The organism is Pseudoalteromonas sp. SG43-4, assembly GCF_014164325.1.
In the GTDB taxonomy this organism is placed as follows: domain Bacteria; phylum Pseudomonadota; class Gammaproteobacteria; order Enterobacterales; family Alteromonadaceae; genus Pseudoalteromonas; species Pseudoalteromonas distincta.
Genome location: NZ_JACJFB010000033.1, coordinates 1 through 23,326 on the forward strand (window position 1 = coordinate 1; position 23,326 = coordinate 23,326).

Below are 23,326 nucleotides of genomic sequence, written 5' to 3' on the forward strand. Positions count from 1 at the left end.
AAATAAATAAATTTAATTATTCAAAGGCCGCTATTTTATAAATAGCGGCCTTTTTTTGTAAAGTTTAGACATAAAAAAGCCGCTTACTTTTGCAAGTAAGCGGCTTTTAAATTTAAACCGATATTTATACTAATTTAGCAAGAATATCGTTAAATGTAGTGCTTGGACGCATTGCTTTAAAGGCTGCATCATCGTTAGGCTGGAAGTAACCGCCTAAATCAACTGCAGGGCCTTGCGCATCGTTAAGTTCACTTACGATTTGCTCTTTATTAGACTCAAGGTCACTAGCGATTTGAGTAAACTGTGCTTTAAGTTCACTGTCATCATTTTGCTTAGCAAGTTCTTGTGCCCAGAATAAAGATAGGAAGAAATGAGAACCACGGTTATCAATTTCTTTCACTTTACGTGACGGCGATTTGTTTTCAGCAAGGAACGTACCTGTTGCTTTATCTAGGGTATCAGCAAGTACTTGTGCCTTGTTGTTACCAGCAGTTACGCTTAAGTGCTCAAGTGATGCAGCAAGTGCTAAAAATTCACCTAAAGAATCCCAACGTAAGTGGTTTTCTTTTTCGAATTGTTGAACATGCTTAGGTGCAGAACCACCCGCGCCAGTTTCAAATAAGCCACCACCGTTCATAAGTGGAACAATTGAAAGCATTTTAGCACTTGTACCCAATTCTAAAATTGGGAATAAATCTGTAAGGTAATCACGTAGTACGTTACCTGTTACAGAAATCGTGTCTTTACCTTCTTTAATACGCGCTAGTGAGAACAATGTTGCTTCAAGCGGTGCTAAAATTTGAATATCTAGACCAGCTGTATCGTGATCTGGTAGGTATTTATTTACTTTTTTGATTAGCTGCGCATCATGTGCACGGTTTTCGTCTAACCAGAAAATAGCTGGAACGCCTGTTGCGCGTGCACGATTTACTGCAAGCTTAACCCAATCTTGAATTGGTGCGTCTTTAACCTGACACATACGCCAGATATCGCCTTGCTCAACACTGTGCTCAAGTAATGTATTACCATTTGCATCAACAACACGGATAGAACCGTCCGCTTTTGCTTCAAATGTTTTGTCGTGTGAACCGTATTCCTCAGCTTTTTGAGCCATAAGGCCAACGTTTGGAACGCTACCCATTGTTGTTGGATCAAACGCACCATTTTCTTTACAAAAATCGATAGTTGCTTGGTAAACACTTGAGTAACAGCGATCAGGAATTACAAAGCTAGTGTCTTGTAATTTACCATCGTTATTCCACATTTGACCGCTTGAACGGATTGCTGCAGGCATAGATGCATCGATGATCACGTCACTTGGTACGTGTAAGTTTGTAATACCACGGTCAGAATCAACCATAGCAATAGCAGGGCGGTTAGCGTAAACAGCTTGAATATCTGCTTCAATTTCTTCGCGCTTAGCATCGTCTAATGTTTGGATTTTAGAATATACGTCGCCTAAACCATTATTTACATCAACACCTAGCTCTTCAAAAAGCTCACCGTGTTTAGCAAATACATCTTTGTAGAATACTTTAACAGCGTGACCGAAGATGATTGGATCAGATACTTTCATCATTGTCGCTTTCATGTGAAGCGAGAACAAAACACCTTTCTCTTTAGCAGCGTCAATTTCTGCAGCTAAGAAAGCTTGAAGCTTAGAAGCGCTAATGCTTGATGCATCAATAACTTCGCCAGCTAAAAGAGGTGTGCTTTGTTTAAGAACAGTAACGTCACCGTTAGTTGCAACATGTTCAATACGCACATCAGTGGCTGTATCAACAGTTACTGATTTTTCTGAACCGAAGAAATCGCCTTCGCTCATACTTGCAACGTAAGACTGAGAATCTTTGCTCCACGCACCCATTGAATGTGGGTTGTTACGTGCATATTCTTTTACAGAGCCTGGCGCGCGACGATCTGAGTTACCTTCACGTAGTACAGGGTTTACTGCACTGCCTTTAATTTTGTCGTAAGCCGCTTGAATTGCTTTTTCTTCATCATTTTTAGGTTCCACAGGGTATTCTGGAAGAGCGTAACCTTTTGCTTGAAGCTCTTTAATTACAGCGCGAAGCTGTGGTACAGATGCACTGATGTTTGGTAATTTGATGATGTTTGCTTCTGGTGTTTTAGCAAGCTCGCCAAGTTCAGCAAGTGCATCACCAATGCGTTGTTCTTCTGTTAAATAATCAGGGAAGCTAGCAATTACACGACCTGCTAATGATATGTCGCGAGTTTCAACTTCAACACCGGCCGCATTTGTATATGCTTGGATGATCGGTAGCAACGAATAAGTTGCTAGTGCCGGAGCTTCGTCCGTTTTTGTATAGATAATTTTTGATGTCATCATCATTCCTAGATAGTCGACCGATAAGGTCTTATTCAACAATGCAAAGAAAATCATTACTTATGAGTGAGTACATATTATTAAACAAGTTAATAAACACGTACGCTCGTAATGAGTAGTTTGTTAGGTGTTGGTACTCAGCGTTGCTCTTTTATAAAAGCAGAATAGTCACACCTGACGAACTGGAATCGTATTTATAGCTAAAAAATTAACAAAAATAAATCAGCCTTTAGCCTAGTACATATAAAAGAGGCGATAAGGTGTTATGCGCAATTTTTAGCACCAAGAGTGTAACAAGCTTAAATAAAAAGGGCTAGAGTTTGAGCATGCCCAATAAGCAGTTAAACAATCAACTCTTAGAACATTGGGGTATATAAAATAAATTCAAGGAAAAGGGTTGAATTTGAATGAAAAGAGGCAATAAATAAGAGAAGAAGAGATAAGTTAGTATGCTTAAGGAATTAAGCGAGGATCTTAAAAGGTCGCTCGCTTTAGTCGAACAAAACAATCGTCACTCAATAATGTCACCATCTGGGGCAATATTTTTAGCGTGTAGGCCTTTAGGCCCTTGTTCTAATTCGAATGTTACATCTTGACCAGCTTTAAGCGTTTTATAGCCGTCCATTACAATTGTTGAGTAATGAGCGAAGATATCATTCTCGCAGCCGTCTTCTACGATGAAACCAAAACCTTTGGCGTTGTTGAACCATTTAACTTTACCACAAGCCATACTTCTACATCCTTCAATAAGTTGACTAATTTAGTTATTCTAAACCGTATAATTTGCTAGACTGACTAAGGTTTAATCAATCTATGTTTGACTGTAGTTTATTTAGCCAACCAGTCAAGTGTTTTGAGTTATTTTTTAACATTTTATTTATTTTTTATTCAAGTTTGCTTGAGTTACAAAGACAAGACTATATTTAATTATGAGTGGTATGAAAGATTCAGGTGTTATCGACACAGTTCGCGACAGTGAAAAGCAAAAGCTACAGCCGCCGCGAAAATATAAAGTTGTTTTAAATAACGACGACTACACGCCGATGGACTTCGTAATTGAAGTTTTAACGACGTTTTTTAATATGGATAGCGATAGAGCAACCGATGTGATGCTTCAGGTTCATGAAAAAGGTAAGGGTATTTGCGGTGTTTACAGCGCCGATGTTGCCCACACCAAAGTTGAACAAGTTAACCGTTACTCACGGGATAACGAGCATCCACTGCTTTGTAGTTGTGAGCAGGAATAATACCAATTTAATACAATTGGTATAAATACCAATTAGGGTGATCAAACATCCGATTGTTGTGGTATAAATTATTATCTCAGTAAGGGGTTGCCAATGCTAAACAAAGACTTAGAACTCACTTTAAATGCCGCGTTTCGTGAAGCGCGCACTCGCCGTCATGAGTTTATGACCGTAGAGCACCTTTTACTTGCGCTATTAGATAATCCTTCTGCAGGAGAAGCCTTAAACGCGTGTGGTGTTAATCTTTCAGGCTTAAAAACCGAATTATTAGAATTTATTGACGAAACAACACCTGTCATCCCAGATTTAGAAGAAGAGCGTGAAACTCAGCCAACGCTTGGTTTTCAGCGTGTATTACAACGTGCTGTGTTTCATGTGCAATCGTCAGGAAAAAACGAAGTGACGGGTGTCAATGTACTGGTTGCTATTTTTTCAGAGCAAGAGAGCCAAGCTGTTTATTTACTTAAAAAGCATGATGTATCGCGCTTAGATATTGTTAACTTTATTTCGCACGGCATTTCAAAAGCTGATGATGAACTAGGCGACGACAGCGATGATATACATGAAGAAGTGCAAGAAGTTCAAAACGAAGAAGCAAGTAAGCTAGACAGCTTTACAACTAACTTAAACGCTCAGGCTCGTGAAGGTAATATTGACCCATTGATTGGGCGCGACAGCGAAGTAGAGCGCACGGTACAAGTATTGTGTCGTCGTAAAAAGAATAACCCATTACTTGTTGGTGAAGCGGGCGTTGGTAAAACAGCTATTGCTGAAGGTTTAGCGTACCGTATTGTGAACGAGCAAGTACCAGAAGTAATTGCAGATGCAGTTGTGTACTCACTAGATATGGGGGCATTGCTTGCAGGTACTAAATACCGTGGCGATTTTGAAAAGCGCTTTAAAAGCTTATTAAAAGAGCTTCAGGCACAACCTGGGTCTATTTTATTTATTGATGAAATACATACCATAATAGGTGCTGGCGCAGCGTCTGGTGGCGTTATGGATGCTTCAAACTTACTTAAACCACTTCTTTCAAGTGGTAAGTTACGTTGTATGGGTTCAACCACTTACAATGAGTATAAAAATATCTTTGAGAAAGACCGTGCATTAGTACGCCGTTTTCAAAAAATTGATGTACTTGAACCAAGTGTTGCTGATACCACTAAAATTTTAAATGGATTAAAAGAGCGTTACGAAGAGCACCATGGTATTCGCTACACTCAAAAAGCATTAAAAGCAGCTGCTGAACTTAGTGCTAAATACATTAATGAGCGCCATTTGCCAGATAAAGCAATTGATGTAATTGATGAAGCGGGCGCTAACCAACGTTTACAGCCTAGTTCTAAACGTAAAAAAACCATTGGTGTGGCTGATATAGAGCTAATAATATCGAAGATGGCACGTATTCCACCACAAAATGTGTCTTCAACAGATAAAGAGACGCTTAAAAATCTAGATCGTAATCTTAAAATGCTTGTGTTTGGACAAGATCAATCTATTGATGCACTTACATCGGCTATTCGTTTATCTCGATCGGGTTTATCAAGCGAAGAAAAACCAGTGGGTTCGTTCTTGTTTGCAGGCCCAACAGGTGTTGGTAAAACAGAAGTAACTAAGCAACTTGCTAAGTGTATGGGTGTTGAGTTTATTCGTTTTGATATGTCTGAGTATGTAGAGCGCCACGCAATCAGCCGACTAATTGGTGCTCCACCAGGATATGTTGGTTTTGAGCAAGGCGGGTTATTAACCGAGGCGGTTATTAAAAACCCACATGCGGTAGTGCTTTTAGATGAGATTGAAAAAGCGCATCCAGATATTTACAATATTTTACTACAAGTTATGGATCACGGTACGTTAACCGATAATAACGGTCGTAAAGCTGATTTTAGAAATGTAGTGGTTGTAATGACTACCAATGCGGGCGTACAAGAAACTACGCGTAAGTCGATTGGTTTTACAGAGCAAGATCACACGCACGATGCAATGGGCGAAATTAATAAAGTTTTCTCGCCAGAATTTAGAAACCGTTTAGATAACATTATTTGGTTTAACCACCTTGAACGTGAAGTTATTTTACTGGTGGTTGATAAGTTTATTGTGGAACTGCAAGCTCAGCTTGATAAAAAATCGGTTAATCTTGAGCTTACGCCTAAAGCGCGTGAATGGCTCGCAGATAAAGGTTATGACAAGGCTATGGGTGCACGACCAATGGCACGTGTTATTCAAGAAGAGCTTAAAAAGCAATTAGCTAATGAAATACTGTTTGGTGAACTTGTTGATGGCGGTACAGTTAAAGTATCGGTTAAAGACAAGAAGATCCGCTTTGATTACGAGAGCAATTTAACGCCAGCGTAAAACGTTAATTACACAACTAAGTTAAATAAAAATGGCCCGCTAAATAATAGCGGGCCATTTTTTTGCCATTTTTATAGGCAACAAAAAACCCAGTAAAAACTGGGTTTTTTGTTTATTAAATGTAATTGCTAGTCAATGTCTATCAATTACATTTAATAAACGCTTAAAGCTAGTAAAACACTAGCCAAAAACTAAATCTCGTTTACGCACTTACTTAGCGAGCACGGAATACGATACGACCCTTTGATAAATCGTAAGGAGTCATTTCTACCGTTACTTTATCGCCGGTTAAAATACGGATATAGTTTTTGCGCATTTTGCCTGAAATGTGAGCCACAACTACGTGACCATTTTCTAGCTCAACTCGGAACATTGTATTTGGTAAAGTATCAAGGACTGTCCCTTGCATTTCGATTACGTCTTCTTTCGCCATGTTTAGCGTAACACCTCTTTAATAGTTAAACGCTGCAGATTTTGCCCAAAATACACCAATAAGTAAAGGCGCAGGGGCTATATTTGCAAATTAAATAGCCACCCACTCATCATTGAGCTGTTTTTGAGCTGGTAAAAACTGAGTTTTGTACTTCATTTTATCGCATTCATCAATTTGATAGCCTAAGTACACGTATTGCTTATTTTGCTCTTTTGCAAATTTAAGCTGCTCTAATATCATCACAGAGCCTAAACTATAGTGCTCAAAGTCGGGGTCAAAAAAAGTATAAATTGCAGAAATAGAGCTGTTCATACAATCAGTTACGGCAACTGCGGCTAAAGTATCTTGGTGCCATAGTTCAATAAATGTGATTTTGAGCCAACTGCAAAGTAAAAAGCTTTGAAACTGTTCTTTTTCAGGAGGATACATACTTCCATCCTGATGGCGCATCGTTATGTATTTACTATAGAGCGGATAATACTCAGGGCGTTCTTGCATCGAGTATTTCACTTCAAACTGGTTTTTTGCTTTGTTTAGTTTACGTTTTTGCGATTTTGAAGGGATAAAGTCTTGTGCTAATACACGTACAGAATTACATGCACTGCATATTGGGCAGTGTGGACGGTATATTTGGTTACCACTGCGACGAAATCCTAAGCCTAATAATGACTCAAATTTGTCTGTGCTGTAGCAACTAGGATCTAGAATAACTAATAGTTGCTCTTGTCTGTTGGGTAAATAACTACAGTCAAACTCTTGGGTTAAACCAACACGTGCAGGAAGTTGCTCATTCATAGATTGCGTCAAGTTCTTGTGGCTCCCACATAATAGGATTAATAATATAGTTATGTGCAGCTTTTAGTTTAGTCAAAAATGTTGAGCGGGGGATTACTTGTGCACCTAAGGTCATTAAATAAGGGTTTTCTAACTGGCAATCAATAAAATGCGCATTATGACGTTTAAGCCAATTTACCAGTGCCCACATAGCAAGCTTTGAGCAATTGGTTTGATGATGAAACATTGATTCACCACAAAAAACACCATTTTGCATAATACCGTATAAGCCACCTGCAAGCTCTCCGTTGCTCCACACTTCTAAGCTATGGGCAATGCCAGCATTATGTGCATTAACGTAAGCGTTGAGCATGTCAGAGGTGATCCAAGTGCCATCGGTATCAAGGCGTTGATCGCGACAAGCTTCTATTACCTCCTCAAAGGCATTATTAATGGTTACTTTTACAGGGTGCTTTTTTAAATGTTTACGCAGGCTCTTACTTATATGAAAATCATCCAGTTCAAAAATCCCGCGTTCGCTCGGTGACCACCACATAATAGGCTCATCTTCGCTAAACCAAGGGAATATTCCGCTTTTGTATGCATTACTTAGGCGAGGTAAACTTAAATCTCCGCCAATTGCTAACAAGCCATCAGGGGATTCTAAGGCGTATTCCGGATTGGGGAATGCTATATCGGTTTCACTTAATTGGTATAGCTGATTTCTCATACAGTACTTATTTTATAATTGATCGTAAAAGTGTAACTATATTTTAGACATAAAAAAAGGGCTGAATAATCAGCCCTATTATAATTTATTTAATTGCTTATAAATTATCTAAGAAACGCTCTGCATCAAGGGCAGCCATACAGCCTGTACCCGCTGATGTGATTGCTTGACGGTAAATGTGGTCAGACACATCACCTGCAGCAAAAACGCCCTCTACACTTGTTTGAGTTGCGTTACCATTCAATCCAGACTCTACAACTAAGTAGCCATCTTTCATTTCTAGTTGACCAACAAACATATCTGTATTTGGCTTATGACCAATAGCAATAAATACACCGGCTAAATCTAGCTCTTGTGTTGCATCAGAGTGTGCATCTTTAATACGAATGCCAGTTACGCCCATTTGGTCGCCTAATACTTCGTCAAGCGTACGGTTGTAATGTAAAACAACGTTACCGTTAGCTGCTTTTTCAGCAAGGCGGTCTGCAAGTATTTTTTCACTACGGAAACTATCACGGCGGTGAATAACATGTACTTCGTCAGCAATGTTAGATAAGTATAGCGCTTCTTCAACCGCTGTATTACCACCACCAACAACCGCTACTTTCTGACCTTTATAGAAAAAGCCATCACATGTAGCACAGGCTGAAACGCCACGGCCTTGGAAATTAGTTTCAGACTCTAAGCCTAAGTATTTAGCAGAAGCACCTGTTGCAATGATTAACGCATCACATGTGTAAGTACCTTGGTCGCCAGTTAGTGTGAAAGGGCGCTTAGATACATCTACTTTATTGATGTGATCGAATATGATTTCAGTTTCAAAGCGCTCAGCGTGCTCTTTCATACGATCCATTAATGCAGGGCCCGTTAAGCCGTGTGCATCACCAGGCCAGTTTTCAACTTCAGTCGTGGTTGTTAATTGACCACCTTGTTGAATGCCTGTAATTAAAACAGGGTTTAAATTTGCACGTGCTGCATATACTGCGGCAGTATAACCAGCTGGGCCAGAGCCTAAAATTAGTAGCTTACAATGTTTTGCTTCAGTCATTATTTTTTCCTAAACGTTTAATACGGTCTTTAATGCGCTCGATTCTAAGAAAATCAAGGCGGATGTAAACAAAATCCGCGATTATTTTTTTTCGCAAATCGAAAAGCTGTGCAGTATTGTGTACTAGAGCTCAGTACTTTTACAGTTAAAACACCTAAGTAGCTCAATAAATAGACTAACAGGCAACAAAACAGCGTTAATTCATGACCCCTTTGATTTTTTTTGTTATGTTTTACCTAATTTTATTTGTCACTGATAGATTATGTGACCTAAGCGAATAGGCAACTATGTTATTTTGGCAGGAAAAACCCGCATTCGGGTTGACTTCAAAAGACGTTAACGTCTTAACCAATGCGCAAGATTACCGAACGCAATTGCTACGTTTGATAGCTAATGCAAAAAAACGAATTTATATCACAGCGCTTTATTTACAGGATGACGAAGCAGGCCGCGAGATTTTAGAAGCCCTGCATCGAGTATCATTAGAGAACCCTGCGCTTGATGTAAAAGTGCTGGTGGATTTTCATCGTGCGCAACGTGGTTTAATTGGTGCAGAGAAGTCTGATGGTAACGCAAGTTTATACTGTGACGATTTAGAAAAGTTTAAATCGAACGTACAAGTTTATGGCGTACCTGTAAAAGCTAAAGAATTATTTGGCGTATTACATTTAAAGGGTTTTGTCATTGACGATACCTTACTTTACAGTGGCGCAAGCTTAAACAATGTGTATTTGCAGTATAACGAGCGTTACAGACTCGATCGTTACTTTTTAATAACGCAGAGCGAGCTGTGTGACTCAGTGGTTGATTTTATTGAGACAAAGCTAATTAGCTCCGATGCTGTGCCACGCATAGACACACGACCGCTTAAGCGTTTACACGACTTCAAACTTGATCAAAAGCAATTAATGCGTGATTTAAAAGTCGCAAGTTATAACGCAGCAGAGCAACTAAATACGCAAGCATTAGGTATTCGTTTGTTTTTAGGGCTTGGTCGTCGTAATAACGAGTTAAATCGTTTAATAAAAGCGTTATTTGATACCACAGAGCAAGAGCTTGTGTTGTATACGCCATACTTTAATTTTCCGGCGCCACTTATGCGATCACTGCGCCGATTATTAAAGCAAGGCAAGCAAGTTACGATTGTGGTAGGGGATAAAACAGCCAATGACTTTTATTTACCGCCAAGCGAGCCGTTTAGTAAAATAGGGGCGTTGCCTTATTTATACGAAACTATTTTGCATAAGTTTGTAAAAACGCAAAAACGCCACATCGATAACGGTAATTTAAATGTGTATCTGTGGAAAGATGAAAGTAATTCGTTTCATTTAAAAGGTATTTGTTCAGATAGAACAAAACATTTACTGAGCGGGCATAACTTAAATCCGCGTGCATGGGGTCTTGATATCGAAAACGGTATTTTAATAGAAGATCCAGAGCAAACAATTATGGATGCTATTGATAACGAAAAGCAGGAAATTTTACAACACTGCCGCCGTTTAACAGGCCCAGATGATTTAGAAACAATGGATGATTACCCGCAGCCAGTTAAAAAACTACTTGGCCAAGCTAAGCGCGTAAAAGTAGATTTTATAATTAAGCGTTTTATCTAAATAAGTTTATATAAATCTGAAATTTAAATACAAAAAAAGCAGCTAATTAGCTGCTTTTTTTATGGGTTGTAGTTAGGTTGCTACATTACTTAATACCAACTTAACTACGAAACGCTAAATTATGCGTTTTCTACCGCTGTGCGTGGGTCAACATATTCCATGTTGAACGCTTCTGCTACTTCTTTGTAAGTTACTTGGCCTTTAATTACGTTTAAGCCTTTTAAGAAGTGAGCGTCATCTAGTAGCGCCTTTTTATAACCTTTGTTTGCAAGGTTAATGATGAAAGGCAATGTTGCATTGTTAAGTGCAAACGTAGATGTGCGTGGAACAGCACCTGGCATGTTAGCAACACAGTAGTGAACAACTTCATCAACAATGAAAGTTGGATCAGCATGCGTAGTTGCTTTAGAAGTAGCAATACAGCCACCTTGGTCGATTGCAACGTCAACAATTGCAGAACCAGGTTTCATTGCTTTAATGTGCTCAGCAGTTACTAGTTTAGGTGCAGCTGCACCAGGGATTAGTACACCTCCGATTACTAAATCAGCTTCTAGTACGTGTTTTTCTAGTGCATCAGCAGTTGAGTAAATAGCTTTAACTTTATTACCAAATTGCGCGTCTAGTGCACGTAATACGTCGATGTTACGATCAAGAACGACAACTTCAGCACCAAGACCAACAGCCATTTGAGCTGCGCTACGACCAACCATGCCACCGCCAATTACAACAACTTTAGCAGCTTCAACGCCTGGTACGCCACCTAGTAGCATGCCACGACCGTGGTTAGATTTTTCTAGCGCTTGTGCACCAGCTTGAATAGACATACGACCAGCAACTTCGCTCATAGGAGCAAGAAGCGGTAAACCACCGCGTGAGTCAGTTACAGTTTCGTATGCAATACAAATAGCTTTGCTTTTTACAAGGTCTTCAGTTTGTGGAAGATCAGGTGCAAGGTGTAAGTAAGTGAAAAGAATTTGGTCTTCACGTAGCATTGCACGTTCAACAGCTTGCGGCTCTTTTACTTTTACAATCATGTCTGCTTTAGCGAAAACATCAGCAGCAGTTGCTAAAATTTCAGCACCCGCTTGTGTGTAATCTTCGTTAGTAAAACCAATGCCCATGCCTGCATCAGTTTCTACAATCACTTGGTGACCGTGGTTTACTAATTCACGAACACTTGCAGGAACCATACCTACACGGTATTCATGGTTTTTAATTTCTTTAGGAACACCAATAATCATATCATTTGCCTTATTAAGAACGGATTAACATTTTCCACTATTATATTCATCATAAGCCCGTGTGTCTCACCTTTTTTAAACTCAAATCTAGTGTTATCATCTAGATAATAAAAATAAACAGCATAAAAAACTAGTTGGTACTATGCATCAATTATTAGATAGAATTGACCGTAAAATTTTAATGGAATTACAACACGATGGACGTTTGTCGAACGTAGAACTGGCCAGACGAGTTGGCCTAAGCGCCACACCCTGCTTGGAGCGAGTAAAAAAGCTAGAACGGGAAGGTTATATACTTGGCTATAAAGCGGTGGTCGATCCCGCTAAGCTTGGGCAAGGTTTATCGGTGTATGTAGAAGTAACGATTACTAAAACATCTCCCGACGTATTTGATGAGTTTAGTGCTGCGGTTAAAAAGCACGAAGAAATTATCGAATGTCATTTAGTATCGGGTAATTTCGATTTTTTACTTAAAACGCGCGTAAATGATATGTCAGAATACCGTGGCGTATTAGGCGACATACTATTGAAACTGCCAAACGTAAGTGAAAGCCGAACTTATGTAGTAATGGAAGAAGTAAAAGGTGAAGAAGGCGTAATTATTCGTCCTTATATTACTTGAGGTTATTTATATTAACTGCGTCATTTGCTTATATAAGCTCAAATTATAAAAACTTGTTCATAATCAGGCCATCAAGGTTAAGATAAAGTGCAACAAATTGCATTTCCTGCTAAGGTATTTCACTGCTAAGTAAGTGTGAATAAAAATAGAATAATAAAGAGGAATAGGGAACTATGCGCCTAAACGGTGTGCAAAGACTATTAGAAACAGGGCTGATTATCAGTACCTTTACGGCAATATTTATTTTATGTGCCTTGATCAGCTTTGATCCAGCAGATGCTGCATGGTCGCAAACTAGTTTTAGCGAAGTAAGCAACATCACAGGAGCAGCCGGTGCATGGATAGCCGACATTTTATTACTCACCTTTGGTTGGTTGGCTTACTTAGTGCCAGCGGCCATTCAGCTATTTGGCTACTTGCTATTTAAACAACCTCACCGCATTTTACAGCTTGATTACACTACCTTAGCGCTGCGTGTTATTGGTTTTGCCTTATTTATTACCTCAGCTACCGCTATTAGTAGTATTAATTTCGACGATATTTATAACTTTTCATCGGGTGGGGTAGTGGGCGATGTTATTGCATCAGCCATGATGCCTGCGTTTAACTTTACCGGTACATCTATATTATTGCTGTGTTTCTTTTTTGCAGGGCTTACCTTATTGACGGGAGTATCGTGGGTTGATTTTGTAGATTACCTTGGCGATTTAATGGTTAGGCTTTATCGCTATGTTGTATCGTATGCAAAAGGCTGGATGCACCGAGAACATACTGCAGGTAAAGTAAATAATAACGATGAAGCAGACGCCCATTTTGAAGACGATATAAAAGAGCAGATAGAGCTGCCTACATCAGCTAAAAAAGCAGATAAACAAAAAGCGATAGATAAGCCTCAAACACCGTTTAGTGAACCACAAATCAGTGATGACTTTATGCCGTTTGATGAACTTGACGACATACTCGATCAAGAAATTGGCTTTAGCGCAATAGATGACGAACCAATGGACACGGCTGCTGCATTAAATGCGCTTGATCAAAGCCCAGTTGTGGAGCCTGAAAAACCAGTGACTACGGTTGTATCGCCAGCAAGACCAATGCCTAAACCAAAAGCGCAATATCAACCACCACCAACAGCAAAAGAAAAGTTTGAGCAATTATTAACGCAAGAGCCACCACCAGGGCCATTACCATCGCTCGATTTACTCGACAGACCGGATAAAGCTAAAAACCCAATTTCGCAAGAAGAGCTTGATAGCGTATCGCGCCTTGTAGAGACAAAACTTCTCGACTTTAACGTACAAGCAACCGTAGTAGCGGTATACCCAGGCCCCGTTGTTACGCGTTTTGAGCTAGATTTAGCGCCAGGTATTAAAGTGTCTAAAATTACAGGCTTAGCTAAAGATTTAGCCCGCTCGCTTTCGGCAATTAGTGTACGTGTTGTAGAAGTTATCCCAGGTAAAACCTATGTTGGTATTGAGCTTCCAAATAAACACCGTGAAATAGTTCGTTTATCAGAAGTAATAAACGCCCCTAAATTTGAGCAAAATCCGTCGCCTCTTACCATGGTGCTTGGTAAAGACATTGCTGGTCAGCCGGTATGTGCTGACTTAGGTAAAATGCCACATTTATTGGTAGCCGGTACAACTGGTTCAGGTAAATCAGTGGGCGTTAATGTCATGATAGTAAGCTTGCTTTACAAATCGGGTCCTGACGATGTACGTATGATCATGATTGACCCTAAAATGCTTGAGCTTTCAGTATACGAAGGCATTCCGCATTTATTGTGTGAAGTAGTTACCGATATGAAAGAAGCCGCCAACGCACTACGTTGGTGTGTAGGCGAAATGGAACGTCGTTATAAATTAATGTCAGCATTGGGTGTGCGTAACTTAAAAGGTTACAACCAAAAAGTGCTTGAAGCCAATGAAGCGGGTTACCCAATTCTTGATCCATTATTTAAAGACACCGATGGCATGAAAGAAGGCCCCGACGAGCTAGGTAAATTACCAAGTATTGTTGTAGTAATAGACGAATTTGCCGACATGATGATGATTGTAGGTAAAAAAGTAGAAGAACTTATTGCACGTATTGCTCAAAAAGCACGTGCGGCAGGGATTCACTTAGTGCTTGCTACGCAGCGCCCGTCAGTTGATGTAATTACCGGCTTAATTAAAGCTAATATTCCAACACGTATGGCGTTTCAGGTATCGAGCAAAATAGATTCACGGACAATACTTGACCAACAAGGCGCAGAAAACTTACTAGGCATGGGCGACATGCTTTATTTACCGCCAGGCACTAGCGTACCAGAGCGTGTGCATGGCGCGTTTGTAGACGACCACGAAGTACACGCCGTAGTAAACGATTGGAAAGCACGTGCTAAACCAAATTACATTGACGAAATACTCAATGGCGATGCCACTGAAGATATTTTATTACCGGGTGAAGCTAGCGAAAATGCAGATGAAGAATCTGATCCGTTATACGACGAAGCTGTGTCGTTTGTAATTGAAACCGGCAAAGTATCGGTATCGTCAGTGCAACGTAAATTACGTGTTGGCTATAACCGCGCAGCACGTTTAGTAGAACAAATGGAAACATCGGGTATCGTGAGTTCACCAGGTCATAACGGTGCTCGCGATGTATTAGTACCTAATGGAGCAAATTAATGAAAAAAGTTAACGCCTTATTATTAGTGTTAGGCAGCGTACTTGCCGCACCAAGCTTTGCTGACGACAGCCAAGCATTACAAGACAGACTTGCCACTTTAAAAAGCTTTAAAGCGCAGTTTGCACAACAAGTAACAGACAAAGAAGGCCAAGCAGTTATGCAAGGCGAGGGCACAATAGCGCTTCAACAGCCTATGATGATTCGCTGGCAGCAAACTAATCCAGACGATACGTTATTTGTATCAAACGGTGATAAAACATATTACTTCGACAGCTTTGCTGAGCAAGTAACAATTATGAAAACCAGCAGCCTAATCGACTCAACACCATTTGTGCTACTGACATCAAAAGACCCAGCACAGTGGGAAAAATACAGCGTACTTGCAACAAGTACAGGCTTTAGCGTAACGCCAAATAAAGGCGTAGAAAGCCAAGTAGAACAACTTGATATAGCATTTGCGGGTAACGAGCAAGGGCTTGCTAAACTAGTGGTTACCGACAACTCAGGGCAGCTATCGTCATTTACGTTTAACAATGCCCAAGTTAATACGCCGCTTGATCAAAGCACTTTTGAATTTACGCCTCCTGAAGGTGTTGAAATAGACGATCAGAGTAACGGTGAGTAATTTAGGTTTTAATTTTGGGCCCGATGTACGCCCACTTGCTGCGCGTATGCGCCCTACAACGCTTGATGAATACATTGGTCAGCAGCACTTATTAAGTGCTGATAAACCACTGCATCAAGCCATTGTCGCGGGGCGATGCCATAGTTTAATTTTATGGGGCCCGCCGGGTGTAGGTAAAACAACACTTGCGCAAATAATTGCCAACCATGCTGATGCCTCACTTATTCAAATGTCGGCGGTAACTGCAGGCGTAAAAGATATACGCGACAGCGTAACGCAAGCGCGGGACAACCTAGAAAGCCGTGGCCAACGCACCCTTATGTTTGTTGACGAAGTTCATCGCTTTAATAAATCCCAACAAGATGCCTTTTTACCGCACATAGAAGACGGCACCTTTATATTTGTAGGTGCAACCACAGAAAACCCATCGTTTGCCCTTAACAACGCTATATTGTCGCGTGCACGCGTGTATGTTTTAAAATCGCTTGCCGATACCGACTTATACACCGTAATAGAACGCGCACTTAAACAAGACGAGCAGCTAAGCCAAAAACACATCACTATTGCCGAGAATGCTAAAAAGGCACTATGCCAAGCAAGTGGCGGCGATGCGCGTAAAGTACTTAATTTACTTGAACAAGCAGTTGATTTAACGTCTGAGCAAAACGGTCAATACAACGTTGATGAGCACGTACTTAGCCAAGTATTACCTACACATTTGGCCAAATACGATAAAGGCGGCGATGAGTTTTATGATTTAATATCCGCCTTTCACAAATCAGTACGGGGTAGTTCTCCTGACGGCGCGCTGTATTGGTATTGCCGAATTTTAGCTGGTGGTGGCGACCCCTTGTATGTAGCAAGGCGTTTACTTGCCATTGCAACAGAAGATATTGGTAACGCCGATCCGCGTGCGATGGAAGTGGCCTTAAACGCGTGGGATATATTTCAACGTGTTGGCCCAAGCGAGGGCGAACGCGCTATTGCACAAGCTACATTGTATTTAGCCAGCGCACCCAAAAGTAATGCGGTGTATATGGCGTTTAATCAAGCCAAAGCAGATGCTCAAAACGAGCCAAGTTACCCCGTGCCAGAGCACCTGCGTAATGCGCCAACCAACTTAATGAAAGACTTAGGCTACGGCGCTGAGTACCGTTATGCGCATAACGAAGAAGGCGCATTTGCCGCAGGTGAAAAATACTTACCGCCAGAAATGGACGGCAAAGAATATTACTTACCGAGCGAGCGCGGCCTTGAGCAAAAAATTAAACAAAAACTCGATTACCTAAAAGAGCGCGATGCGCAAAGCCCACTTAAACGGTACGAAAATGATTAAACTTTATATGATGATCGCCCTTGGCGGAGCCTCAGGTGCGTGTTTACGGTTTTTTATTAGCGAAAGCATGCTAAAACTCCTCGGTAGGGGATTCCCTTTTGGCACGTTGACGGTTAATATTCTGGGTTCATTGTTAATGGGCATTTTGTACGGTTTGATAGATAAAGAAATTATCACCGCAAGCCCCGCCAAAACCCTTATCGGTATTGGCTTTTTAGGTGCATTAACCACCTTTTCAACATTCTCAATGGACTCGTTGTTGTTATTACAACAAGGTCACTTTATTAAAATGGCCCTCAATATCATCTTAAACGTGATGGTGTGTATTTTTATGGCTTGGCTGGGCCTTCAGCTAGTAATGCAAAAAGGTTAAAAAACTAACATGTTAGATTCTAAATTTTTACGTCAAGACATCGAACAAACTGCAGCACGTTTAGCGGCGCGCGGTTACGAACTCGATGTAGCGACGGTAACGGCACTTGAAGAAAAACGCAAAACATTACAAGTAAAAACGCAAGAACTTCAAAGTCAACGTAATGCAAGCGCAAAAGCAATTGGTCAAGCCAAAGCAAAAGGCGAAGACGCACAGCCACTACTTGATGCAGTAGCTAACTTAGGCAGTGAGCTAGATGCCGCTAAAACAGAGCAAGATGAAGTATTAGCCGCAATTAACGACATTGCTTTAGCAATTCCAAACTTGCCAGACGAGTCAGTACCGGCGGGTAAAGACGAGGACGACAACGTTGAAATTTTAACGTGGGGCACGCCTAAAAAGTACGACTTTGAAGTAAAAGATCACGTGGATGTAGGCCAAGACCTAAACGGCCTAGACTTCGAAATGGGCGTTAAAATTAGTGGCGCACGTTTTACAGTAATGCGCGGCCAAGTAGCGCGTATGCACCGTGCGCTTACGCAATACATGCTAGATACCCACACAGATAAAAACGGCTATACAGAAATGTATGTACCGTACTTAGTAAATAGCGCAAGCCTTTACGGTACAAGTCAATTACCTAAGTTTGCAGGCGATTTATTCCATACATTAGGCCTAGTAAACGACGACGGTGAACAACAAGCTGGCTTTAGCTTAATCCCAACAGCAGAAGTACCGCTTACTAATAGCGCACGCGATGAGATTTACGACGAAAGCGATTTACCAATACGTTTAGTTGCCCACACGCCGTGTTTTAGAAGTGAAGCAGGCAGCTATGGTCGCGATACACGTGGCCTAATTCGTCAGCACCAATTTGATAAAGTTGAACTAGTACAACTTGTAAAACCAGAAGACTCAATGGCAACGCTTGAAGAGTTAACAGGTCACGCAGAGCAAATACTACAAGCACTTGACCTACCATACCGAAAAGTAATTTTATGTATGGGCGACATGGGCTTTGGTTCAGCTAAAACATACGATTTAGAAGTATGGTTACCTGCGCAGGACACATACCGTGAAATTTCATCATGTTCAAACATGGCCGACTTTCAGGCGCGTAGAATGCAAGCACGTTTTCGCCGTGAAGGTGTTAAAAAGCCAGAGTTGCTACATACACTAAATGGTTCAGGCTTAGCCGTTGGCCGTACACTCGTAGCCATACTCGAAAACTACCAACAAGCCGATGGCTCTGTAGTTGTACCAGAGGTTTTACGCCCATACATGGGTGGACTAGAAGTAATTGGTAAACAATAAAAATCAACTTTAAGTTAAGCACGCTTTAAGCTTGTAAATCTTAATTCGAAAGCCGCTGTTTGCAATGAACAGCGGCTTTTTTTAGGTTAAAGGCAAAAGCTTAGAGAAAAATTTAAGTTATCTTATTAATAATATCGCTTACACCTATTTTATGGCTCATTACTTTTTTGTCCGATATTACTGATCTCTACCATTTTGGGCTATTTCTACATCAAGGAAACTTAAATATCGGCTAACTAGTTGTTTACAAGTCCTTATTAGCTGGTTAAATTAGAATCTTTGTAATATTTGGACATTTGTCGGTTTATAAAGCGACAAATGTCGGATACAAAGTTGTTAGCTACCCAAGGAAGAATATGTGTGTCCTTAAAATTCACAGTGAAACAACCTCATTTAAGAAATTCTGTGAAACAACTAAGATTCCTGTTTTTAGCGTCACAGAGAAAGGAGAGTTGCGCGGTAAAACAAGGGTTAGTGAAACATTTGTGGTTTCTTTTGATGTTTCAGATGCAGAATGGGATGAGTTCACTGAACAAGTAAATGACGCTATTAACTTTCTAATCAAAAATTTCGACGAGTTAAAACAACTGATTACAAAAGTTCCAGATTCAGACGGTTACTTGGACTTTCCAATCTACTCAAGGTTAAATGACAATATTGTAAATCAAAATGATCATCTGCCTAAGGAGTTAATTAGCCTTGCTGGTAAATTAAATTTGGGCATAGAAATGGCAATGTACTCTGCAGATGCGTTTGAGTAAAGGGTAGCTAACAAGGCCATTGAGTCGGATTCGTAACAGTTGGCTCGGTTCCGCTTCGCTACACATTTTAGCCAACTTTTACTCACCGCTTATGGCGGCGTTATATTGCAAGGATAAGTATGAAGCTAGCATCTAGATTTATGCCTGAATACAAACCGCAAAAGGGAGGGAAAATACCTCTCTTTCTAACGGCTTGTTTATTTCTTGCTACATTTTATTATTCGCCAATTGTTTTGGTAGTTTTTGCAGGTATCGCGATTTTAGCGTTTGTCTGGAGTTACTTCGAACAATCAAAGATTGATGCTTACTTTGCAAAACTGTGCACAGACCGAAACGGTATTACTATTTGCAACTTCGCAAGAGAGTTCGATGCTCGCGAAGTAGATACTTGGATAATTCGCGCTACATATGAGGAAGTTCAACGAGCTATATGTTCTGATCAATTAGTACCGCTAAAAGCGACAGATCATTTATTTGATACGCTCAAGTTCGATGGAGATGATTTAGATTTGGATCTAATAGAAACTATAGCTCAGCGAACTGGTCGCAGTTTAGACGGATATGAAGAAAATCCATTTTATGGCAAAGTAACTACGGTTCGTAATTTAGTTCTTTTTTTTAATTACCAACCTGTGGTAAATGCAACATAACAACAAAATACCATGGGGCCAGGTCTTTCTTTTTGCCATTAGCTTTATTATTGGTTATTTCATGTAAATTAATTCGGTATCACCAACATAAGCTTTGAATCTTCCCCATCGGTTAATATAGCTATATTTTCCTCAGTTGTTACAAACACATCCCTTAATCGCCCTGCGGCCTCAGGAAATACGTGAGACTGCGTAAACTCACCATTAGCCAGATTAATTTACAATTGGAGTGGCTGTCTAGTTTAATGCGAGCTATGATATCACGCGTAAACATTCAACAATCGATTGTACCCAGGTAGAAACCCGGCTATGGTTTGTTTATCAAGATAAATAAACCAGTTAATTTACAGGTTCGTTATGTCTCACGGAGGTTTTATCGCTCTATGAATGTTTTTCTAATAATTGCAGGTACATTAAGTGCTGTTGTAGCAACTTTGCATTTGGGTTGTATCTATTTTGGAGGTTCTTGGTATCGGTTCTTCGGTGCAGGAGAGCAAATGGCATTACTTTCTGAGCAAGGAAGTATTAAACCAACTCTTATTACTAGTGTAATTGTTCTGATTCTATCAACTTGGTCATTGTATGCATTTTCAGCCGCAGGTGTTATTTTTAAACTTCCATTCATCCGACTAGCTCTTGTGTTAATAACTTTTATTTATTTAGCTCGTGGTGTTGCTGGATTTTTTTTAATAAATAACCCTATGGGGCGTTCGCCTGAATTTTGGGTTTGGAGTTCTATTATTTGTTTATCTTTTGGTATTGTTCACCTTGTTGGTTTAAAACAACAATGGGCAAGCTTGTGAGTAAAGTGTAATCTAATAAACAATCAAACAAGGGCTATTACAATTGGCTTTTGGTAAAGCATTATATTTATAGTTAACTACTTCTCACCAATAATTGACGGAACAAGGAATATTAAAATGGATAAAATGTCAGTTCACATAACCTCTAAACCTTTAGAAACTTACCCGCAAAAACAAATTTTAAAGGTGGTAGCTGATGAAGTAACCGAAAAAGCGACTGTGCACAAAGCAGCGGTTCAAAGTGACCAAGTGGATATATCCGAAGAAGGAAAAGAAAAAAGTCTGGAAGATCAAAATCGTGAAGCGTTACGTAAATTATCAGGCAATGAAGATGCAAGTCAGGTATCACAATCTGAAGAAGACCCACTTGATGAACAGATTGCTGAAATACAAGAAAAGATAGAAAAACTACTACAGGAAACTGCATTATTACGTAGTAAAGAAGATGAAGAGTCACAAGCTAAAGTGAAATTACTAGAAGCCGAAATTACCGGACTTAACACTCAACTGATTGAGTTATTGAAACAGAAAATAGAAGCGGGTAAATAACAAGCATAGTAAGTGTATGCTAAGGAAATTGAGACAAGAACGTTACTAAGAACATAATAAAGACGCTCATCTTAATTTTAAAACTAAAGGGGTTAAACCCTGATCTTACTAATCAAATTACTTGATTAACCAAAGTGGCTTATTGAAAGCCGCTACTTACTTTAAAAGCGCAGCGGCTTTTATTTGCTTTATGAATTAGTTTGCTGTCATCAACATTAGCTTTGCCTCTTTACCGTCTGTTAATACTGCTACGTTACCTTTATCAGTTATAAGCACATCTCTTAACCTGCCTGCGGCCTCTGGAAATACGTGAGACTGCGTAAATTCACCACTGGCCAGATTAACGCTGTACAGCTTTTTATCGACTAGCGTTGTGATTACCACATGTTGTTGCAATGAAGGAAAAGCGGCATGTTTAGAGCCGTAATGCAGAATAATATTGACACCCATCCTATTTTTTGCAGTTTAGTGAACTAAGTACTAGGCTTTTATCAGTGTGAAAAATAAGCAGGGTGTCTTATGGCAATTGCAAGAAAGCGCCAAGTAAGTTTGGTTGATACAAAGTACTACCATTGCATATCACGTTGCGTACGCCGTGCATTTTTATGTGGGGAAGACCACTTTACAGGTCAATCCTACGAGCATCGTAGAGGCTGGGTTGAAGATAAACTGCTTGAGTTAGCCAAAGTGTTTTGTATTGATGTATGTGCTTATGCTGTTATGAGTAATCATACCCATTTAGTGCTGTATGTTGATGATAAAAAAGCGAGTAGGCTAAATGATAAAGCGATTGTTATTCGCTGGCACAAGCTGTGTAAAGGCACTGTACTTACGCAAAAATACATACAGGGTGAAAAGCTAAGTAAAGCTGAACTTATCTTTTTTAATCAAACAGTAAAACAATACCGCGAGCGCCTATCAAGTATTAGCTGGTTTATGCGGTTGTTAAATGAAAACATTGCTCGCAGAGCAAATAAAGAAGATAACTGCACTGGCCGTTTTTGGGAGGGACGATTTACGTCTCAAGCATTATTAGATGAAGCAGCCCTTGCGGCTTGCATGGCGTATGTCGATTTAAACCCCATTAGAGCCAAAATGGCTAACACCCCAGAAGAGTCAGACCATACCAGCATCAAACAGCGTTTAACGTATGCAAAGGATGGCAAGCAACCAAAACAACTACTGCGCTTTGCAGGTATCCCACGTCAAATTATGCCAAAAGGGCTGCCGTTTGAGCTTAAATCGTACCTTGAACTTGTTGAGCTAACAGGGCGCTGTATACGAGAAGACAAACGTGGTTATATAGAAAGTACACACTTACCCTTACTCGAAAGAGTTAATATCTCCCCAGAAAACTGGTTAAAACTCACCACACAATTTACGCGTGTATTTCATGGTGCAGTCGGCAGGTCAGCCTCACAAGAAGGTTATTGTGAAAACTTAAAGCGAAAGCGGCGAGCGAATATCAGTAACTGCGAAAAGCTACTGGCATAAAACTTAAACTACTCAGTAAAGCTATTCAGTAATAAATCACAACTGCATTATGCAGTCATTTTCATGCGTGTAATTTAGGTTTAACAGTGATAATTGCTTATTTAATGTGTAACGCGCGGGTAAAGATATAAAAAGAGGTGAACTCTTAGCCCAAAAAAGTAAATTTAGTGGCGCTAGATTAGTTTACAATTGGAGTGGCTGTCTAATCTAATAATCCTTTTTGGCCAATAGCGCCTGCGAAACGTTTAATATTAACGGGATTAGCAACAACGAAAGGGATATTCGCTTGAGCACACGCCATAATAAAGGGGTGTTCAAGGCGCCCAGTTGCTTCAATAGTA

General features: G+C 40.1%; 21 protein-coding genes and 3 pseudogenes. 14 read left to right on the forward strand and 10 right to left on the reverse strand.

Annotation, left to right across the window (positions count from 1 at the left end; translation table 11 throughout):
• Window positions 1-124: 124 nt before the first annotated feature.
• Together H5160_RS19665 and cspD are read right to left on the reverse strand one after the other, a co-directional pair.
• Window positions 125-2,347, reverse strand: coding sequence for an NADP-dependent isocitrate dehydrogenase (locus H5160_RS19665; protein WP_182672153.1), 2,223 nt, complete (start codon window positions 2,345-2,347; stop codon window positions 125-127).
• Window positions 2,348-2,858: 511 nt separating this feature from the next.
• Window positions 2,859-3,077, reverse strand: coding sequence for a cold shock domain-containing protein CspD (gene cspD, locus H5160_RS19670; RefSeq protein WP_002962500.1), 219 nt, complete (start codon window positions 3,075-3,077; stop codon window positions 2,859-2,861).
• A 208-nt stretch (window positions 3,078-3,285) separates the two neighbouring features.
• Here cspD and clpS point away from each other — a divergent pair, with 208 nt between their 5' ends.
• Window positions 3,286-3,594, forward strand: a complete 309-nt coding sequence (clpS, locus tag H5160_RS19675; protein ID WP_002962498.1) for an ATP-dependent Clp protease adapter ClpS — start codon at window positions 3,286-3,288, stop codon at window positions 3,592-3,594.
• Between the two features lie 93 nt (window positions 3,595-3,687).
• Window positions 3,688-5,949: an ATP-dependent Clp protease ATP-binding subunit ClpA gene (gene clpA, locus H5160_RS19680; RefSeq protein WP_024595509.1), complete on the forward strand. Its 2,262-nt coding sequence runs from the start codon at window positions 3,688-3,690 to the stop codon at window positions 5,947-5,949.
• A 214-nt stretch (window positions 5,950-6,163) separates the two neighbouring features.
• On the opposite strand, the gene infA is transcribed toward clpA, so the two are convergent.
• The 4 genes from infA to trxB all read right to left on the reverse strand — a co-directional run bounded on the left by infA (window position 6,164) and on the right by trxB (window position 8,934).
• A complete protein-coding gene (gene infA / locus H5160_RS19685) occupies window positions 6,164-6,382 on the reverse strand; it encodes a translation initiation factor IF-1 (RefSeq protein ID WP_002962494.1) in 219 nt (72 codons plus the stop codon).
• A gap of 90 nt (window positions 6,383-6,472) precedes the next feature.
• Complete coding sequence (locus tag H5160_RS19690; RefSeq protein WP_182673541.1) at window positions 6,473-7,177, reverse strand: arginyltransferase; 705 nt, start codon at window positions 7,175-7,177, stop codon at window positions 6,473-6,475.
• Window positions 7,170-7,886: a leucyl/phenylalanyl-tRNA--protein transferase gene (gene aat, locus H5160_RS19695; protein ID WP_024595507.1), complete on the reverse strand. Its 717-nt coding sequence runs from the start codon at window positions 7,884-7,886 to the stop codon at window positions 7,170-7,172. The genes H5160_RS19690 and aat overlap by 8 nt, the downstream gene beginning before the upstream one ends.
• A gap of 97 nt (window positions 7,887-7,983) precedes the next feature.
• Complete coding sequence (gene trxB / locus H5160_RS19700) at window positions 7,984-8,934, reverse strand: thioredoxin-disulfide reductase (RefSeq protein ID WP_002962484.1); 951 nt, start codon at window positions 8,932-8,934, stop codon at window positions 7,984-7,986.
• A 287-nt stretch (window positions 8,935-9,221) separates the two neighbouring features.
• On the opposite strand from trxB, the gene pssA reads away from it, so the two are divergent.
• The gene (gene pssA, locus H5160_RS19705; protein ID WP_182716403.1) at window positions 9,222-10,547 is read left to right on the forward strand and encodes a CDP-diacylglycerol--serine O-phosphatidyltransferase; all 1,326 of its coding nucleotides are present in this window, start codon (window positions 9,222-9,224) and stop codon (window positions 10,545-10,547) included.
• A 119-nt stretch (window positions 10,548-10,666) separates the two neighbouring features.
• On the opposite strand, the gene ald is transcribed toward pssA, so the two are convergent.
• A complete protein-coding gene (gene ald / locus H5160_RS19710; protein WP_002962982.1) occupies window positions 10,667-11,788 on the reverse strand; it encodes an alanine dehydrogenase in 1,122 nt (373 codons plus the stop codon).
• 142 nt (window positions 11,789-11,930) lie between these two features.
• On the opposite strand from ald, the gene lrp reads away from it, so the two are divergent.
• The 8 genes from lrp (at window position 11,931) to H5160_RS19750 (ending at window position 20,139) form a co-directional block, all read left to right on the forward strand.
• Window positions 11,931-12,410: a leucine-responsive transcriptional regulator Lrp gene (gene lrp, locus H5160_RS19715; protein WP_007582985.1), complete on the forward strand. Its 480-nt coding sequence runs from the start codon at window positions 11,931-11,933 to the stop codon at window positions 12,408-12,410.
• 173 nt (window positions 12,411-12,583) lie between these two features.
• Window positions 12,584-15,079 carry a DNA translocase FtsK gene (locus H5160_RS19720; protein ID WP_182738479.1) on the forward strand — a complete coding sequence of 832 codons (2,496 nt, stop codon included), beginning with the start codon at window positions 12,584-12,586 and terminating at the stop codon, window positions 15,077-15,079.
• Entirely contained in the window at window positions 15,079-15,705 is a 627-nt protein-coding gene (gene lolA, locus H5160_RS19725) for an outer membrane lipoprotein chaperone LolA (RefSeq protein ID WP_138489158.1), read from the forward strand. Before H5160_RS19720 ends, lolA begins: the two co-directional genes overlap by 1 nt.
• Window positions 15,698-17,041, forward strand: a complete 1,344-nt coding sequence (locus H5160_RS19730; protein ID WP_182738481.1) for a replication-associated recombination protein A — start codon at window positions 15,698-15,700, stop codon at window positions 17,039-17,041. Before lolA ends, H5160_RS19730 begins: the two co-directional genes overlap by 8 nt.
• Window positions 17,034-17,414 carry a fluoride efflux transporter CrcB gene (gene crcB, locus H5160_RS19735; protein WP_021032117.1) on the forward strand — a complete coding sequence of 127 codons (381 nt, stop codon included), beginning with the start codon at window positions 17,034-17,036 and terminating at the stop codon, window positions 17,412-17,414. The genes H5160_RS19730 and crcB overlap by 8 nt, the downstream gene beginning before the upstream one ends.
• Window positions 17,415-17,423: 9 nt before the next feature.
• Complete coding sequence (serS, locus tag H5160_RS19740; RefSeq protein ID WP_182738483.1) at window positions 17,424-18,728, forward strand: serine--tRNA ligase; 1,305 nt, start codon at window positions 17,424-17,426, stop codon at window positions 18,726-18,728.
• Between the two features lie 356 nt (window positions 18,729-19,084).
• The gene (locus H5160_RS19745) at window positions 19,085-19,489 is read left to right on the forward strand and encodes a hypothetical protein (protein WP_182738485.1); all 405 of its coding nucleotides are present in this window, start codon (window positions 19,085-19,087) and stop codon (window positions 19,487-19,489) included.
• Between the two features lie 119 nt (window positions 19,490-19,608).
• Window positions 19,609-20,139 carry a hypothetical protein gene (locus tag H5160_RS19750; RefSeq protein WP_182738487.1) on the forward strand — a complete coding sequence of 177 codons (531 nt, stop codon included), beginning with the start codon at window positions 19,609-19,611 and terminating at the stop codon, window positions 20,137-20,139.
• 68 nt (window positions 20,140-20,207) lie between these two features.
• Here the strand turns inward: H5160_RS19750 and H5160_RS20530 are convergent.
• Window positions 20,208-20,357 (reverse strand): annotated as a pseudogene (locus H5160_RS20530) (PQQ-dependent sugar dehydrogenase); the annotation flags it as partial.
• 165 nt (window positions 20,358-20,522) lie between these two features.
• Between H5160_RS20530 and H5160_RS19755 the strand changes: the two are divergent.
• Together H5160_RS19755 and H5160_RS19760 are read left to right on the forward strand one after the other, a co-directional pair.
• Entirely contained in the window at window positions 20,523-20,942 is a 420-nt protein-coding gene (locus H5160_RS19755) for a hypothetical protein (RefSeq protein ID WP_007375679.1), read from the forward strand.
• 117 nt (window positions 20,943-21,059) lie between these two features.
• A complete protein-coding gene (locus H5160_RS19760; protein ID WP_182738489.1) occupies window positions 21,060-21,491 on the forward strand; it encodes a hypothetical protein in 432 nt (143 codons plus the stop codon).
• Between the two features lie 195 nt (window positions 21,492-21,686).
• On the opposite strand, the pseudogene H5160_RS19765 reads toward H5160_RS19760, so the two are convergent.
• Window positions 21,687-21,920, reverse strand: a pseudogene (locus H5160_RS19765) (PQQ-dependent sugar dehydrogenase); the annotation flags it as partial.
• Between the two features lie 90 nt (window positions 21,921-22,010).
• Between H5160_RS19765 and H5160_RS19770 the strand changes: the two are divergent.
• On the forward strand, window positions 22,011-22,985 hold the full coding sequence (locus H5160_RS19770; protein WP_182734862.1) for a transposase: 975 nt from the start codon (window positions 22,011-22,013) through the stop codon (window positions 22,983-22,985).
• Window positions 22,986-23,190: 205 nt separating this feature from the next.
• On the opposite strand, the pseudogene H5160_RS19775 reads toward H5160_RS19770, so the two are convergent.
• Window positions 23,191-23,326: pseudogene (locus tag H5160_RS19775) on the reverse strand (IS110 family transposase); the annotation flags it as partial.